Origin of the sequence: Mucilaginibacter antarcticus, from assembly GCF_042686155.1 — a bacterium.
Lineage (GTDB): Bacteria > Bacteroidota > Bacteroidia > Sphingobacteriales > Sphingobacteriaceae > Mucilaginibacter > Mucilaginibacter antarcticus.
Genome location: NZ_JBHUON010000033.1, coordinates 1 through 14,468, shown reverse-complemented (window position 1 = coordinate 14,468; position 14,468 = coordinate 1). Strand labels below are relative to the sequence as shown.

Sequence of the window (14,468 nt, the reverse complement as noted above, 5' to 3'; positions counted from 1 at the left end):
CAAACAGGAAATAATTCATAACAGGAAAACTGATGCAAAGGAAAATATTAATTGTTGAAGACGAATCAATGATCGCCTTGGATCTTAAATTAATTCTGACCAAAGCAGGATATCAGGTTTGCGGTATGGCAAGTTCTGTACCGGAGGCTCTGGAACTTGTCTCAGCACATAAGCCTGAATTAGTTTTACTGGATATTTATCTGAAAGGCAGCAAAACAGGGATTGATCTGGCACATATTCTCACTGAACGGAATATAGCATTCGTATACTTATCCGCCAATTTCGATTCTGGCATTCTTGATAAAGCTAAAGCCACCCAGCCATATGGTTTTCTTGTCAAGCCATTCCGGCAGAATGAGCTGCTTATTACGCTCGAAGTAGCATTTTACAGGCACCAAAACAGCTTGGAATCAAAAATACGTAATCAAAAAGCGTTCGAAAATACCGTCCGGGAAATCATCAGCGACACAGGAGACCAAGATCAGAAGTTTTTACGGGTGATCAGCAGTCTTCAGCAATATGTTCCATTTGATTATATCACCATTACCAAGATATCCCCTGCACAGAACCGAAAAGTTTACACTACATTTCTCCGGATAGGATTTAATGAATACCAACAGATAGGGACAATAGAGTTTTTGAACATAGCCCGGATAACCAATGAGGAAATGAAAGTTCTTCATCCTGATTCCGGGGCTGTTACTAAATTGGAATATGCGAATGGGATCGATTTTCATCGTGATAACCAATCCAACCGACTGCGAAAGCTCGTGGCTAAAACATTTGATCTCCATTCAGGATTAAAATTACCCGTTCTCGCAACAGACGGAAATATTTATGCGGTTTCATTTTACAGCAGGAAAGATGAGGGTTACAACAACGATCACCTGACTTTTCTGAGCTATGCGAATCAAACCCTGATCCCGGCATTTGACAATACCTGGAGCAGTAAATTCGAGACCTCACCATTTGAGGAGGCAACATCAACTGGATTTTCATACGTGGTCCCAGCTAATGTTCCTGTTGCAGACAAAAAAATCATCGGAAACAGTCACCAGATTTTGACTGTGCAGGACATGGTTTCTATAGTGGCTCCGCTCGATACTTCCGTGCTGATCCTGGGCGAAAGCGGTACTGGCAAAGAAAGAATAGCAAAAAGCATCCATCAATTGTCATCAAGAAACAAGCAGCCGCTTGTTATCGTCAATTGTGCCTCTCTACCCGCTAACCTGATTGAATCTGAACTTTTCGGGCATGAAAAAGGTTCTTTTACCGGTGCATTGGAAAGACGGTTAGGCAAATTTGAGTTAGCAGACAAAGGCACCATTTTTTTAGATGAGATCGGTGAAATGCCGCAGGAACTCCAGGTTAAACTTCTGCGCGTTTTACAGGAACAGGAAATTGAGCGAATCGGAGGGAAGGCTCCTATAAAGATCAACGTTAGGATAATTGCAGCGACCAACCGCGTGCTTGAAAAAGAAGTGGAAGAAGGCAGGTTCCGGTTGGACCTTTATTACAGGCTTTACGTTTTTCCGATTCTGATACCGCCTTTGAGAGAACGCAAAGAAGATATCCCGGTGCTTGCCGACCATTTTATAGCCTATTTTTCTGCCAAGATTGGTAGAAAGGTAAACGGTATCAGTAACGAGGTTTTAGATCAGTTGATGTCTTATAACTGGCCGGGTAATGTCAGGGAACTGGAACATCTCATAGAGCGCAGTATCCTGCTAAACTCCGGCCCTGTGCTTCAGCAAATATTTTTACCAAAATTATATTCCAGTGCCCTGAATGCTAAACCATCGGAAGAATTGCTGAAAAGCGATGAACAAAATTCGAGGGATCACATCGTTGCCGTTCTGAGAAAATGTAAGGGTAGGGTAAGCGGTGCAGGCGGAGCAGCTGAAATTCTTGATATGCAGCCAACTACCCTTCATTCTAAAATAAAAAAATTGGGCATCCAAAAAGAAGATTATTGATTATTGCAATTTTATTAGGTGATACCAGATTGAATGGCATTCTTTGGGTGATACCGGCAGCCGATCCTGTTACTCTAAGAATAGATTTACCTATTTCAAGATATTTAATTTACCTCATATATTTTCAGGACCAGCGGGATAATACATAATTTATACCTCATTAACCGTAACCCTTACATTGCTGACGGGGGCTTTCCTGCAGAACTTTACATTATTAAATGTAATCAGTTTGTAGAAGTTAAAGCCTTGTATATGAAAAAAATACGCAACCTCTCCTCAGCAGCCCTTTTGACTTTATTTACCTGTTTTTGGATTAATACTGTCGAAAGGGATTGGATTAATGGGATCGACAGCAGTCAATTAAAGTCACTGTTTCAACTATTACTTCTGATACGTTGCCTTATGGCAGCGATTATTTTATTGCCGGAGGAAATCCGCGCCCAGGATATTTCAGGAGGTTTTTTTGCGGCAGACTTCATTCTTGTTATTGGTCATTATGCAGATAACGGCTGGATGGATTTTCCGGTCATATTATTGATTATTCAGATCATACTCACAGCATTTTACTTCGCTAACCCGACACGTACAAGAAGTTTATCCAGCTACAAAATCATAAGCAGGTTTATTACTGATCAGCATTTTTACAGATTCCGAAGACCTGGCGATACAACACAAACACGCTGGTCATTTTACTATCCTCTGCGGAAAATCAAGTATTATCTCCTCAACGTTTTGTAATGAAACTGCATACTTTCCGTCACTGATAAGTAATCAAAATAATAAAGGATAAAAATATCCTTTATTATGCTTGGTATGTTTTACCTTTGATAAAAGGGATGGGCAATTCTGAATTTGAGGACTATTTAAATAGTCTGAGTTCGCCCCAATCAAAGTTTTAAAATGGTAAGCGTTATTTAATAAGGAGAATGGTTCCTGTGAAAAATGGTTCCGCGCAAAATCTGATTGAAAATATAAAAACAAATAATTACCCATATTATAATGCAAGTATTTAAAAGTAATTCCATTATCAGTATTCTTTTCATACAAAATCCCGTCGGTCCGGCTGATGATACCAGCGCATATTCCGATGGCCAGATAGTGACTTTTGTTATACTGGGGATTTTTATTTTTATTTTGATCGCAATGGTATTTTGGTTGCTGAGGATGTCCCTGGATTTAAGGAGTGAAGTCATAGAAATTTCCAGCAGAAATGATCATCACTTAAAAAAAAGTTTAAGAGAGCTGAACAGTGCCCAGATCGGTCAGTTGCTGGCAGGGAAGGACCAGAAAAGTTTGGATGAAAACGAACCGAAAAAACTTAAAGGTGGGGTTATTGCTGTCTTGCTTACCGTACTGATGTCAGCCGCTTCCCTGTCCGCAAATGCTGAAGATAGTGGAGCGAAAGAAAATATAATTTCCAGTCCCGGCGTACTTATTATGCTGGTATTGGTCTTAATTCCAATGCTCGCCGGCATCGGTTTAATCTGCCTGAAACTTGCAAGGATTATATCTAAAACCAAAACTTCCCGGATCAGAAGGGAAACCAATGACCTTTCTGAAGCATTACTTGATGAAGCGTTCTACGATGAGGCTATAAAGAGAAAGCAGGCGCTGGATTATTCGCTTAGCAACAATGAACTCGCCGGGCAGCGTACCGCGGGTGATGAAAAAGGTTTGCTCCTTCATGTGGGGGAGGTAAGTAATGCACGTTATCTGGCACCCAAAAGAAAAGCGGCCAAACGACATGAAATTGACCCGCAGACGGTGAACTTGATTTTATGGTATCTCGGTACTGCTACTTTCTGGTTAGTTGCCGGCACTTCCATTGGTGAATATATGGGAATTAAATTTGTTTCCCCCGATGTAGATCATGTGAGCTGGTTGTCGTTCGGGCGTTTAAGGCCTGTTCATACCAATATGGTTTTTTGGGGCTGGTCTTCACTCGCAATGGTCGGGCTGGGATATTATGTGGTGAGCACGGTCAGCAATGCTGCGATATATAGCATCAGGAAAGGATATCAAACCCTGCTGTTGATGAATGCAGCAGTGATCTCCGGAACCTGGTGCCTGCTTTCCGGTATTAATAATGGCGGCGGTGAGTACAGGGAATACATCTGGCCGGTCATGGCAATATTTGCCCTCGGAATTATTATTACGCTGATAAATTTCTTACAGACCATCGCCCGTCGCAAGACTAAAGAAATCTATATTTCCAACTGGTATATTATTTCCGCTGTAATGTTTCTCATTGTTATCGTCATCGTGGGTTACGTGCCCTGGTGGCAGAACGGACTTGGCGAAACTATTATACAGGGTTATTACATGCACCAGGCGGTCGGCATGTGGTTTATGCTGTTCAATCTTGGACTGATTTATTACTTTTTACCACAGCAGCTCAATACGCCCATATATTCTTACAGCTTAGGCATTCTTGCGTTCTGGTCGCAAATATTGTTTTACACCCTGATCGGTACCCATCATTTTATTTTCAGTTCGATACCCTGGTGGCTGCAAACCGTTGCCATAGTAGGAAGTATGGGTATGCTGATCCCCGTATTCTCCGGAACTACCAATTTTTTAATGACATTCAGAGGTAATTTTCATAAGATAGCCCGCAGTTATACCCTTCCGTTTTACCTCACAGGTATCCTGTTCTATTTTACCGGGTCTACCCAGGGAACCGCAGAAGCTTTCCGTGCTACCAACCTGGTCTGGCATTTTACAGATTTTACAGTAGCGCACTCTCACATCACCATGTACGGTATTATCGCGTTTATGCTATGGGCCTGCATCTATACTTTAGTGCCCCGGCTGACAGGTAAGGAGCCAAAGCAGGGCCTGGTCGGCGCGCATTTCTGGATGGCGCTTGTCGGCATCCTGGTTTATTCTATTCCCCTGATGATCGGCGGTACCCTTAGGGGGATTTCCTGGCAGGAAGGCAAAGCGTTTATTGACAGTGTTTCGATGATGGCACCTTATTGGCTGTGGCGGGCTATCGGTGGTTCACTGATGTGGGGATCACACCTGGTCTTTGCCTGGAATATGTATACGATGATAACCGTAAAAACGGAGGATGATGTCAGGAACGCAATCTTTGAAAATTTAGCAGATACAGCGCGTGTAGCCCCAAATTCCAACAACTAAGAATCAATCCATGGATATTTATAACAATCATAAAAGATTATTTGTACTGGCGCTGTGTTTTTTCATCATGCTGACCATGTTTGTGGCGATTATGCCTGCTTATAATGGACAACAGAATAATGCGCCGCTTCCGTCCAGCAAACCTTTAACGGCGCTGGCGGCGGAGGGTAAAGGGGTTTTTATTGCAGAAGGTTGTACGGCTTGTCATACCCAGCAGGTACGCAACATCGATATGGATAAGATGTGGGGAGTGCGGCCAAGTATCGGCGCTGATTACGCACGTAATACCCGAACAGATCTTTGGCGAAATACGGCTAATCTGATGGGATCTGAAAGAACAGGTCCTGACCTGACGAACATTGGCCTTCGTCAGCCAAGTGCCGAATGGCATTTGCTGCATTTATACAATCCGCGCGCCGTTGTGGCCGCATCAGTAATGCCTTCCTATGAATGGTTGTTTGAGGTCAAAGAATACAACTACCCGGAAGATGTGGTGGTCAATGTTCCTGATGATTTCCGTAAAGGAATCACCGGAAAAATCGTAGCCACTCCAAGAGCCCTTGCGCTCCTTGCTTACCTGAAGTCACTCAGGCAAGCCGCTTTGCCTGATGGAAAACCAGTCCCTGTTTTCCTGTATGGCAAGGACGCCGGTTCTGCCGGCATCCCTGGTAGATCCGGAACTGCTAAGCCAGAGTTTGATGGTGCCGCACTTTACGCAAACAATTGTCAGAGTTGTCATCAGGCTAATGGTGAAGGGCTTCGTGGGGCATTTCCGCCGTTAAAAGGCAGTCCGGTCGTACTTAATGCAAGCGCGGAGGTGCAAATAACCATCATTATGAAAGGATACAACGGCAGGGTAAGTGAAGGCTATGGGGTTATGCCGCCAGTAGGAACAAATAATAACCTGAAGCCGGAAGAGATAACGGCTATTGTGAACCATGAGCGAAGCAACTGGGGGAACAATTCAAAAAAAGTAACACTTTCCGAAGTACAGAAAATAATCAGTTCGTTAAAAAAATAACTTTATGAAAAATCCACGTTTTTGCCAATTCCTTAAACACCTTTTGATTATTCCGCTGCTCGCTGGGACGACCAGTGTCTTTGCTTGTGATGCCTGTAAAAAACAGCAACCTAAATTTTTACAGGGTATTACCCACGGAGCCGGGCCGGATGGATTAAAAGATTATGTGATTGTTGCAGTCATGGTCGGGTTAACCCTGTACACCTTATTTGCTACGGTAAGGTGCCTTTTAAAGCCCTCAGAATCAGGGGAGGACCATGTCAAAAGAATTATATTAAATAATTAACGATGGCTAATCAGAGTACGGTAACCTTATTTATTGATGACGAGAGCCAGCCCGTCGGCGAATTCCTTGCCCCGGTTGCCTTTGAACTTGATACCAGAAAACTGGTTGATGGTAATCATACGCTGAAAGTGATCAGTAAAGATCATCTTGGAAAAGAAGGAATCAAATTGATACCCTTTACGGTTCGGAACGGGCCTGCAATAGCCATTGAAGGGCTGCGTAAAGACGAGATCGTTGAAGGAATATTGCCGCTGATGATTAACGCATACGGAAAAGGTGACCAGAAGACATTTACCCTGCATGGCAGTGAAACGCCGCAAAGCATTCCATGGTGGATGATTGTGCTCATCATCTTGTTTGCCGCTTGGTCGCTGTACTTCCTGGTTACCTCTTTAGCTATTAAATTATACTAAACAGCCAAAATACCATGTGCAACTCTAACGACGTATACAAAATAAGAACCGCGCTTGAGACTGAAACCGGTACTTACATTTATTATAGCCTTTCTGTTTTGCAGGACAGCGGTTATGATATTGCGAGGCTGCCATTTTCTATTCGGATCATGCTGGAAAATGCGCTGCGTAATCTGGACGATTTTTCGGTTACGGAAGAACACATTTCCACACTGATGAACTGGGGGACGGTTGGTACAAACAAAGAAATCCCTTTTAAGCCGGGAAGAGTCCTGATGCAGGATTTTACAGGCGTTCCCGCAGTGGTGGACATTGCCTCGCTCAGGGCGGAAATGGCGCGCAGAGGAAAGGATCCGGACCTGATTAACCCGCTGGTGCCTGTGGACCTCGTCGTCGACCATTCCGTTCAGGTGGACTATTTCGGTACGTCGTACGCTTATGAAAAAAACATTGCAGAAGAGTACATCCGAAACAGTGAACGCTACGAATTCCTGAAATGGGCTCAACGTTCTTTTAATAATTTTAACGTAGTCCCCCCCGGTATGGGTATATGTCACCAGGTAAACCTGGAATATCTATCTAAAGGCGTAATTCTCAGGAATGGACTATTGTTCCCGGATACGCTGGTAGGTACTGACAGCCATACGCCTATGGTAAACGGAATTGGTGTGATGGGATGGGGTGTAGGGGGTATAGAAGCTGAAGCAGCGCTGCTGGGACAGCCGGTTTATTTCATTTTACCTGAAGTCATCGGTTTGGAATTAGTTGGCAAATTACCGTTAGGGAGCACAGGAACGGACCTGGTACTCACCATAACGGAACTCTTGAGGAGGCAGAATGTCATTGGAAAATTCGTCGAGGTCTTCGGTGAAGGATTGGACACATTATCCGTACCTGACCGGGCAAGTATTGGAAATATGTCTCCTGAATTTGGATGTACGGTAACCTATTTTCCGATAGACGACAAGACCTTGGATTATATGCGCAAAAGCAACCGTCCGGAAAGCCAGGTTAATCTAGTTGAACAATATTGTAAAGCAAATTTACTCTGGCGGACGGGGAATGAAAAGATAACATATACCGGTGTTTTAACTATGGATCTATCAACTGTTGAGCCTACGGTTGCCGGTCCTAAGCGACCTCAGGATAAGGTTTTGCTTCGAAATTTTAAGGATCGCTTTATAGAAATTCTGGATCAAACGTACGGGCGCCAGTATATCCAACCAAATGAACCTATAGTCCGCTGGAAAGGAGAGGGAGGCAGCCAGCCTGCCGCATCCCCTTCAAATGGTCATCCTGGTACGATATTAGAAGTGAGCAACAGGTCCGGTCAGAAAGAAGTCTGGCTGAGCACCCGCCGGGAAAAGTTTATGCTTAGCGACGGTGCTGTAGTGATTGCCGCAATAACATCCTGTACTAATACATCTAATCCCTACGTAATGCTTGGTGCGGGGCTCGTCGCACGTAAAGCCCGCGAGCGCGGACTTGACGTAAAACCATGGGTTAAAACTTCTCTTGCCCCGGGTTCAAGAGTGGTGACGGACTACTTGAAACGTGCGGGTCTTCTCAATGATTTGGAAGCCCTGAATTTCCATGTTATCGGCTACGGCTGTACTTCATGTATCGGTAACTCCGGTCCTTTGCCGGCACACATTGCCCAGGCCATTGACGAAGAAAATCTTGTTGTAGCGTCAGTACTTTCAGGTAACCGTAATTTTGAAGCACGCATCCATCCGCAGGTGCAGATGAATTTCCTCATGTCGCCTATGCTGGTGGTCGCTTATGCGATCGCGGGGAGGATTGATATTGATTTTCATAAAGATCCGATCGATTTTGATCAAAACCAGCTGCCAGTTTATCTTAAGGATATCTGGCCTGAAGATCAAGAAATATACAATCTGATGGATACGGTGCTGGTAAGGGATGACTTCGCAAAAAATTACGGCAAAATATATGAAGGTAATGCGATATGGCAAAATCTTCCTGTCCATGACAGCAAGCTTTTTGTCTGGGATAATTCATCAAGTTACATCAAAGAGGCACCTTTCTTTAACAATCTGTCTGAACATCCGGGAGACATCAAAGATATCATCAATGCCCGTGTGCTTCTTCATTTGGGAGACAGCATAACTACTGATCATATCTCTCCGGCAGGATCATTCAGCGAAAGCTCTGCGGCAGGTATTTATCTTTCCGGTTTAGGTGTAAAAAAAGAGGATTTCAATTCTTATGGCTCGCGGCGCGGAAACGACGAGGTAATGGTCCGTGGCACTTTTGCCAATGTGCGTATAAAAAACAGGCTGGCTAAAAAAGATGGTGGTTATTCTACCTTCTTTCCTGATGGAAGGGAAATGTCTGTTTATGATACCGCTATGCATTACAAAGCCGGGAATATTCCATTAGTTGTTTTGGCAGGCAAAGAATATGGTAGCGGTTCATCGCGTGACTGGGCCGCCAAGGGGACATTTTTACTGGGTGTAAAGGTAGTTATCGCAGAAAGCTATGAACGCATCCACCGAAGTAATCTTGTTGGCATGGGCATTTTACCGCTTCAGTACGGGCCTGGTGAAACGGCCCAAACTCTTAACCTAAGCGGTCATGAAACCTACTCGTTCCGGGGATTGGAATCAGAATGGTATCCCGGTAAGGAAATATTGGTAACAGCCGTCAATGAAAGTGGAATCACTGTTTCATTCCAGGCTACCGCGCGACTTGATTCGCTGATCGAGATCGCCTATTATCAGCATGGCGGCATTCTACAGTATGTACTAAGGCAGTTTCTTGCAAGCTGATGAAAAGAGTTTGGATAATAATCAAGGAAAAATGACAGATATCAAAGATGAGACATCTATAAAAATACTGGTAGATGATTTTTACACGAGCGTAAGGGGAGACCTGCTGCTCGGCCCCGTTTTCGCGGAAGCGATTGGAGGTGACTGGAAACCGCATCTGGACAAGATGTATTTATTCTGGAACGCTGCACTTTTTGGTAAACCTGGTTTCAAGGGGAATCCTTTTATGAAACACTTACCGCTACCGATTAAAGCGGATCATTTTGAAAGGTGGGTGGATTTGTTCGGGTTAACGGTTGATAAACACTTTAATGGTGTGGTTGCCGAAGATGCAAAAAAAAGAGCTGGTGTAATGTCCTTAATGTTTCAACATAAACTTTTTTCCGCAAGAGATAAGTCCAAAATTATTTTTTAACCTAATCAAAAGATTGATCATGAATGGTAAAATAGCAGAAGTTCTAAATAGTGCAAACGTCCAGCGGATTGATATAGCTTATGCTGCCGGAACAAATATGCCCCGCCATATCGCTACATCAGATGCCTACCTGGTTATCGAGCAGGGGAGCGCACTTCTTATTTATGCGGATACCAAACAGGAATTGGATCCGGGGATCGTCACACTGATCCCTGCAAACGAACAGCATATGCTGAAAGTGATCGATGATCTGAAAGGATATATTCTGCTGACGAAAGAGGCGACAATCAAATATTTCAGTTTCGAACCAATTGAGGTTAAGCCAAATGGAAAAAGCACCTATTAAAAGAAGCACTTATGTCGTGACCCTTTCCCGTGATCATCATTCCGGGCTGCTGTTTTGCTGGAAAATTAAAGAAGGGATCAAAAGGGATATATCATTCGAGCGGCTTAATAACTACATCCGTTATTTTTGGGAAGGGCATTTAAATAAACATTTTCAGGAAGAAGAGATACTCCTATTTAATCAGATCCGGCATGAGTTGACCGAACAAGCGTTGATGGAGCATGTACAGCTGAAAGATTTGTTCCTGCGAATTAGCAGTTCCGGTCTTGATCATAAAGAAGATTATCTTTTTTTCACTGAATTTTTGACCGCTCACATACGATTTGAAGAGCGGCGACTGTTTCCTTTTCTGGAATCTGCATTGTCGGAAGCGCTGCTGTCCGGCATCCGTGACATACTTGCCAAACTGCACGAGCCTCAATTCAAAGATGATTATCCAGATGAATTCTGGTTGCAGCATAAAGATAAGCCGCATACTGGAAGCGAATAATGGAATAAAAATACTTAAGTAATTAATAAAAAAATCATGATACTAAGAGCCATAAAAGAAGAGCTGGCTGCCTGTGACAAACCGGTAGCTAAAATTATTAAGTCGGGCAGCAATTATAACTTGCTGGCGGTAGGCCTAAAGAAAGGTGTTACCTGGCAGGATCACAAAACAGCGATGCCAACTAAACTAATCGTAATAGAGGGAAGTGTTATCTACCAGGAAAATGGTGGCAAAGTTCCTTTGATGATATATGATGAATTCGAGATACCAGTAAATATCATTCATTCTCTTGAGGCAGCAGAGGATAGCCTGTGTATGCTTATCAGGGGTGAATAAGAAATATTAACGCAATAAAAGGAGATGATTAAAAGAGATATTTGTATAATCGGTGCTGGACCCGTTGGTCTTTTCGCAGCCTTTGAAGCCGGATTGCTTAAAATGCGCTGTCATCTTATTGACGCACTGCCCCAGATCGGAGGCCAGCTTTCTGAAATTTATCCGCACAAACCTATTTATGACATCCCGGGTTATCCCGAGATTAAGGCAATGGAATTGGTGGACAAGCTTATGCAGCAGGCAGCCCCTTTCGAGCCGACATTCTCGTTAGGCGAGCGCGTTGAAAGTGTTGAGCAATTGCCAGACCATTCCTTTCTTCTGGTTTCAAACCTCGGCACAATCATTCATTCGCGGGTAGTGGTCATTGCTGGCGGACTTGGCAGTTTCGAACCGCGAAAGCCGACCATCTCAAATTTGGAAAAATATGAGGGAAAGGGGGTAGACTATATTATCCGTGACCCGGAAATGTTGCGCGATAAAAGGGTGGTACTTGCCGGTGGGGGAGATGCAGCGCTAGACTGGACTATCTTCCTTTCGTCTGTTGCTAAAGTTACACTCGTTCACCGTGGCGATACATTCCGGGGTTTACCGGATTCTGCAGATAAAGTATTGGAACTGGCCATGAATAAAAAGATTAACCTGATACTGAAATCAAACATTCTCGGTATTTATGGAGAAGATCATCTGGAAGGAATTGCGTTGATCGGCCACGACCAGCTTGAACAACGGATAGATGCGGATTACCTCATTCCGTTATTTGGTTTGAGCCCAAAGTTAGGCCCAATAGCAGACTGGGCACTTCAAATTGACCAGCAGGCTATAAGTGTGAATACCTTTGATTACAGTACGAGCAGGGAAGGAATTTACGCTATTGGTGACATCAATACTTACCCTGGAAAATTGAAACTTATACTGAGTGGTTTTCACGAAGCAGCGCTGATGGCGCAGAGCGCTTTCAAACACGTTCACCCTGAACAGAAACTTAATTTTAAATACACCACGGTTCATGGTGTTAATTCCTTTTAATATGATAACAATCAATATACAAGAAGCAGATGGCCGTATTTCTTCTGTAAATATTCCGAAAGATATCAGCCTCAGTTTAATGGAAGTCCTGAAAGCTGGCGGCTATGATATACAGGCCAGTTGTGGGGGTATGGCGCTTTGCGGAACCTGTCATGTCGGCGTTACCGAAGGGTTTGACCATCTTATACCAGCTGGCGAGCAAGAGCTTGAAACATTAGACGGGCTGCCAAACTCAGAAGAGAATAGCAGGCTCTCCTGCCAGTTAAGGCTTAGCCAAATACTTCCCGGCATGACTTTTATTTTAAAGGGAGATCAGTAAGAACCAAACCCTGACCTATACCGTCGCACAATACGATATTTCGTCTACCCGTCGCTATAGTTACGATTTATCAGAAAAATAAGAATTTAAATAGATTTAATTAATTGATAATAAGTACTTTAATATGTTGGCATGCTGTTTAGATACCTTATCAGGTATCATTAATCAAAACAGCAGCATGAAATATATCTACAAGAATGGCGCGCGCAAATTTAACGGTGCAATCACCCGCAGGGTCATAGCGCTTCAGGCGAAAGGTTATGGGGTTGACTTTTTTATGATTGGAAGACAGATGATTTGCACACAAAGCAATTGTGAATTCCCAGTTGATGTTTTAGATATTAGGGTAGTAGACCAGGCTTACGATCGTTTAAATAAGTGTTATAAATATATTCATACTGTAGAATCAGCAGATGGCGAAAAAGGATTATTTATAGGTGAAACGATTGTAACAAACGTGTGGACCTGCTAACCGTTAACAGGTTAGCGGGTTGAATTTTCGGAATTGAAAACCAAATTCTGGTCAACAGATTGCGAATTACTTATTTTAATATAGGTCAATTTAACAACAATTAATTCTGCAGTTAATCATATCAGAAACCAACCTCCCCGGTAACGCGATGATTAATTTTTATGGTGATGATTTTTTATTGAGCTGAACCGACCGGTAATAGGAAATATCCTGACTTCATTAGCTTATCCAACTCTGCTAACTTCACCTTATTGGCGCAATACCCTATATAATTATCAGGTCTGACTAGAATGAGAAAGGATTTAGGCAGTCCTATATTTTTGAGGCTGGCGATATTATTGGGATTGAGTTCAATTTCTAAAACCTTAAAAAGGTTAGAAGGCAAAGAAATAAGTCCGGAGGCTTTCAAATTAAATAGTATAATCCTGAATGGGGAATTTATAAAGCTGTTAACAAATGTATAGGATGAAATTTTGCGGTTATTCTGCCAGATGTAAAATAAAGGAAGCCGCGAGCCAGCCCTGATATTTCCTGATTTTCCAATTGATAGTGATGATTTTTTGTAGTTGATCTGAAGTTGTGAAATAGCTGCAAATATTCGTTTTCTGAAAAATTCCGAGGAGGTCAGTATGCCCATTACCAATGGAAAGATATAGAACCTGATAATTGCCAAAACAAAGTTCTCACCAGACATATAAGTAAACATTCTATCAGTGGTCTTTAGCAATTGCGGGGCTACAGGCTCGCGTTCTTCGTTATAGGTATCCAATAAGGCGTGGCTGGCATATCCCTGATCTACAAACGCAAGTTTCCAGGCTAAGTTATACGCATCCTGCAGGCCTGTGTTCATCCCCTGTCCTCCGGCAGGACTATGAACATGCGCGGCATCCCCGCAGAGGAAAATATTGTCATTTCTGAATCGAGCTGCCTTTTTATGGTACAATCTGTATGTTGAAAACCAGGTAGTGTCTGCAAAATTGACTGTAATGTTCATGGCTTTTCCAACAATAGCCAATAGCTCTTCTTTGTCCGGATTTTTCAAATTGTAAAACTTTTTTGGTAATATGCCCATGATCCGGAAATGGAACTTTCCTGTCATTGGAAACAAAATAGTCAAACCGTCTTTATTTAAAAAGACACTAAGTTTATCTACCTCGATTGAACTTTGCAAATGCGTATCAGCGACGAAAAAAACATTCTGATAAGCTCCGCCATCGAATGGGATCCCTGTAAATTCTCTGACGGAACTTTTAATGCCGTCACAGCCGATCAGATAATCGCATTCATACTGGATGATATGTTGATTCTGCTTTGCCTTTAAAATGTAAGTTTTTCGTAACTATTCAGCACCTAAGTTAGCGATTAAAGAAAGAGCATAAAAGACATCATTTCCAGATTTAATAGTTGTATCGATAACAGATCGCAGCACAGC

General features: G+C 42.9%; 15 protein-coding genes. 14 read left to right on the top strand and 1 reads right to left on the bottom strand.

The annotated features are described in order from the left end of the window. Window positions 1-32 precede the first annotated feature (32 nt). From ACFSYC_RS18605 to ACFSYC_RS18540, 14 genes are all read left to right on the top strand, one after another. Entirely contained in the window at window positions 33-1,976 is a 1,944-nt protein-coding gene (locus ACFSYC_RS18605) for a sigma 54-interacting transcriptional regulator (protein ID WP_377130359.1), read from the top strand. Window positions 1,977-2,228: 252 nt separating this feature from the next. Next, window positions 2,229-2,714, top strand: coding sequence for a hypothetical protein (locus ACFSYC_RS18600; RefSeq protein WP_377130358.1), 486 nt, complete (start codon window positions 2,229-2,231; stop codon window positions 2,712-2,714). A gap of 261 nt (window positions 2,715-2,975) precedes the next feature. Then, on the top strand, window positions 2,976-5,120 hold the full coding sequence (locus ACFSYC_RS18595) for a cbb3-type cytochrome c oxidase subunit I (protein WP_377130357.1): 2,145 nt from the start codon (window positions 2,976-2,978) through the stop codon (window positions 5,118-5,120). Window positions 5,121-5,130: 10 nt separating this feature from the next. Next, complete coding sequence (locus tag ACFSYC_RS18590) at window positions 5,131-6,141, top strand: cbb3-type cytochrome c oxidase subunit II (protein ID WP_377130356.1); 1,011 nt, start codon at window positions 5,131-5,133, stop codon at window positions 6,139-6,141. Window positions 6,142-6,145: 4 nt separating this feature from the next. After that, on the top strand, window positions 6,146-6,427 hold the full coding sequence (locus ACFSYC_RS18585; protein WP_377130355.1) for a hypothetical protein: 282 nt from the start codon (window positions 6,146-6,148) through the stop codon (window positions 6,425-6,427). Between the two features lie 2 nt (window positions 6,428-6,429). Then, window positions 6,430-6,840, top strand: coding sequence for a cytochrome C (locus ACFSYC_RS18580; protein ID WP_377130354.1), 411 nt, complete (start codon window positions 6,430-6,432; stop codon window positions 6,838-6,840). 14 nt (window positions 6,841-6,854) lie between these two features. Then, the gene (gene acnA, locus ACFSYC_RS18575; protein WP_377130353.1) at window positions 6,855-9,632 is read left to right on the top strand and encodes an aconitate hydratase AcnA; all 2,778 of its coding nucleotides are present in this window, start codon (window positions 6,855-6,857) and stop codon (window positions 9,630-9,632) included. After that, entirely contained in the window at window positions 9,622-10,047 is a 426-nt protein-coding gene (locus tag ACFSYC_RS18570; RefSeq protein WP_377130352.1) for a group III truncated hemoglobin, read from the top strand. The genes acnA and ACFSYC_RS18570 overlap by 11 nt, the downstream gene beginning before the upstream one ends. Window positions 10,048-10,066: 19 nt before the next feature. Continuing rightward, entirely contained in the window at window positions 10,067-10,393 is a 327-nt protein-coding gene (locus ACFSYC_RS18565; protein WP_377130351.1) for a hypothetical protein, read from the top strand. Continuing rightward, complete coding sequence (locus tag ACFSYC_RS18560; RefSeq protein WP_377130350.1) at window positions 10,374-10,883, top strand: hemerythrin domain-containing protein; 510 nt, start codon at window positions 10,374-10,376, stop codon at window positions 10,881-10,883. Before ACFSYC_RS18565 ends, ACFSYC_RS18560 begins: the two co-directional genes overlap by 20 nt. Before the next feature lie 36 nt (window positions 10,884-10,919). Beyond that, complete coding sequence (locus ACFSYC_RS18555; protein WP_377130349.1) at window positions 10,920-11,219, top strand: hypothetical protein; 300 nt, start codon at window positions 10,920-10,922, stop codon at window positions 11,217-11,219. A gap of 24 nt (window positions 11,220-11,243) precedes the next feature. Then, window positions 11,244-12,245, top strand: a complete 1,002-nt coding sequence (locus ACFSYC_RS18550; RefSeq protein ID WP_377130348.1) for an NAD(P)/FAD-dependent oxidoreductase — start codon at window positions 11,244-11,246, stop codon at window positions 12,243-12,245. Next, a complete protein-coding gene (locus tag ACFSYC_RS18545) occupies window positions 12,226-12,564 on the top strand; it encodes a 2Fe-2S iron-sulfur cluster-binding protein (RefSeq protein ID WP_377130347.1) in 339 nt (112 codons plus the stop codon). The genes ACFSYC_RS18550 and ACFSYC_RS18545 overlap by 20 nt, the downstream gene beginning before the upstream one ends. A gap of 178 nt (window positions 12,565-12,742) precedes the next feature. Next, window positions 12,743-13,036, top strand: coding sequence for a hypothetical protein (locus tag ACFSYC_RS18540; RefSeq protein WP_377130346.1), 294 nt, complete (start codon window positions 12,743-12,745; stop codon window positions 13,034-13,036). A gap of 175 nt (window positions 13,037-13,211) precedes the next feature. On the opposite strand, the gene ACFSYC_RS18535 is transcribed toward ACFSYC_RS18540, so the two are convergent. After that, window positions 13,212-14,360 (bottom strand): FAD-dependent monooxygenase, encoded by a 1,149-nt coding sequence (locus tag ACFSYC_RS18535; protein WP_377130372.1) that lies wholly within the window; start codon window positions 14,358-14,360, stop codon window positions 13,212-13,214. Window positions 14,361-14,468 lie beyond the last annotated feature (108 nt).

Excerpts from the sequence above, each read along its gene's own strand:
- ACFSYC_RS18605 (WP_377130359.1), top strand. The coding sequence starts at position 33 with ATGCAAAGGAAAATATTAATTGTTGAAGACGAATCAATGATCGCCTTG.
- ACFSYC_RS18600 (WP_377130358.1), top strand. The coding sequence starts at position 2,229 with ATGAAAAAAATACGCAACCTCTCCTCAGCAGCCCTTTTGACTTTATTT.
- ACFSYC_RS18595 (WP_377130357.1), top strand. The coding sequence starts at position 2,976 with ATGCAAGTATTTAAAAGTAATTCCATTATCAGTATTCTTTTCATACAA.
- ACFSYC_RS18590 (WP_377130356.1), top strand. The coding sequence starts at position 5,131 with ATGGATATTTATAACAATCATAAAAGATTATTTGTACTGGCGCTGTGT.
- ACFSYC_RS18585 (WP_377130355.1), top strand. The coding sequence starts at position 6,146 with ATGAAAAATCCACGTTTTTGCCAATTCCTTAAACACCTTTTGATTATT.
- ACFSYC_RS18580 (WP_377130354.1), top strand. The coding sequence starts at position 6,430 with ATGGCTAATCAGAGTACGGTAACCTTATTTATTGATGACGAGAGCCAG.
- acnA (WP_377130353.1), top strand. The coding sequence starts at position 6,855 with ATGTGCAACTCTAACGACGTATACAAAATAAGAACCGCGCTTGAGACT.
- ACFSYC_RS18565 (WP_377130351.1), top strand. The coding sequence starts at position 10,067 with ATGAATGGTAAAATAGCAGAAGTTCTAAATAGTGCAAACGTCCAGCGG.
- ACFSYC_RS18560 (WP_377130350.1), top strand. The coding sequence starts at position 10,374 with ATGGAAAAAGCACCTATTAAAAGAAGCACTTATGTCGTGACCCTTTCC.
- ACFSYC_RS18555 (WP_377130349.1), top strand. The coding sequence starts at position 10,920 with ATGATACTAAGAGCCATAAAAGAAGAGCTGGCTGCCTGTGACAAACCG.
- ACFSYC_RS18550 (WP_377130348.1), top strand. The coding sequence starts at position 11,244 with ATGATTAAAAGAGATATTTGTATAATCGGTGCTGGACCCGTTGGTCTT.
- ACFSYC_RS18545 (WP_377130347.1), top strand. The coding sequence starts at position 12,226 with ATGGTGTTAATTCCTTTTAATATGATAACAATCAATATACAAGAAGCA.
- ACFSYC_RS18540 (WP_377130346.1), top strand. The coding sequence starts at position 12,743 with ATGAAATATATCTACAAGAATGGCGCGCGCAAATTTAACGGTGCAATC.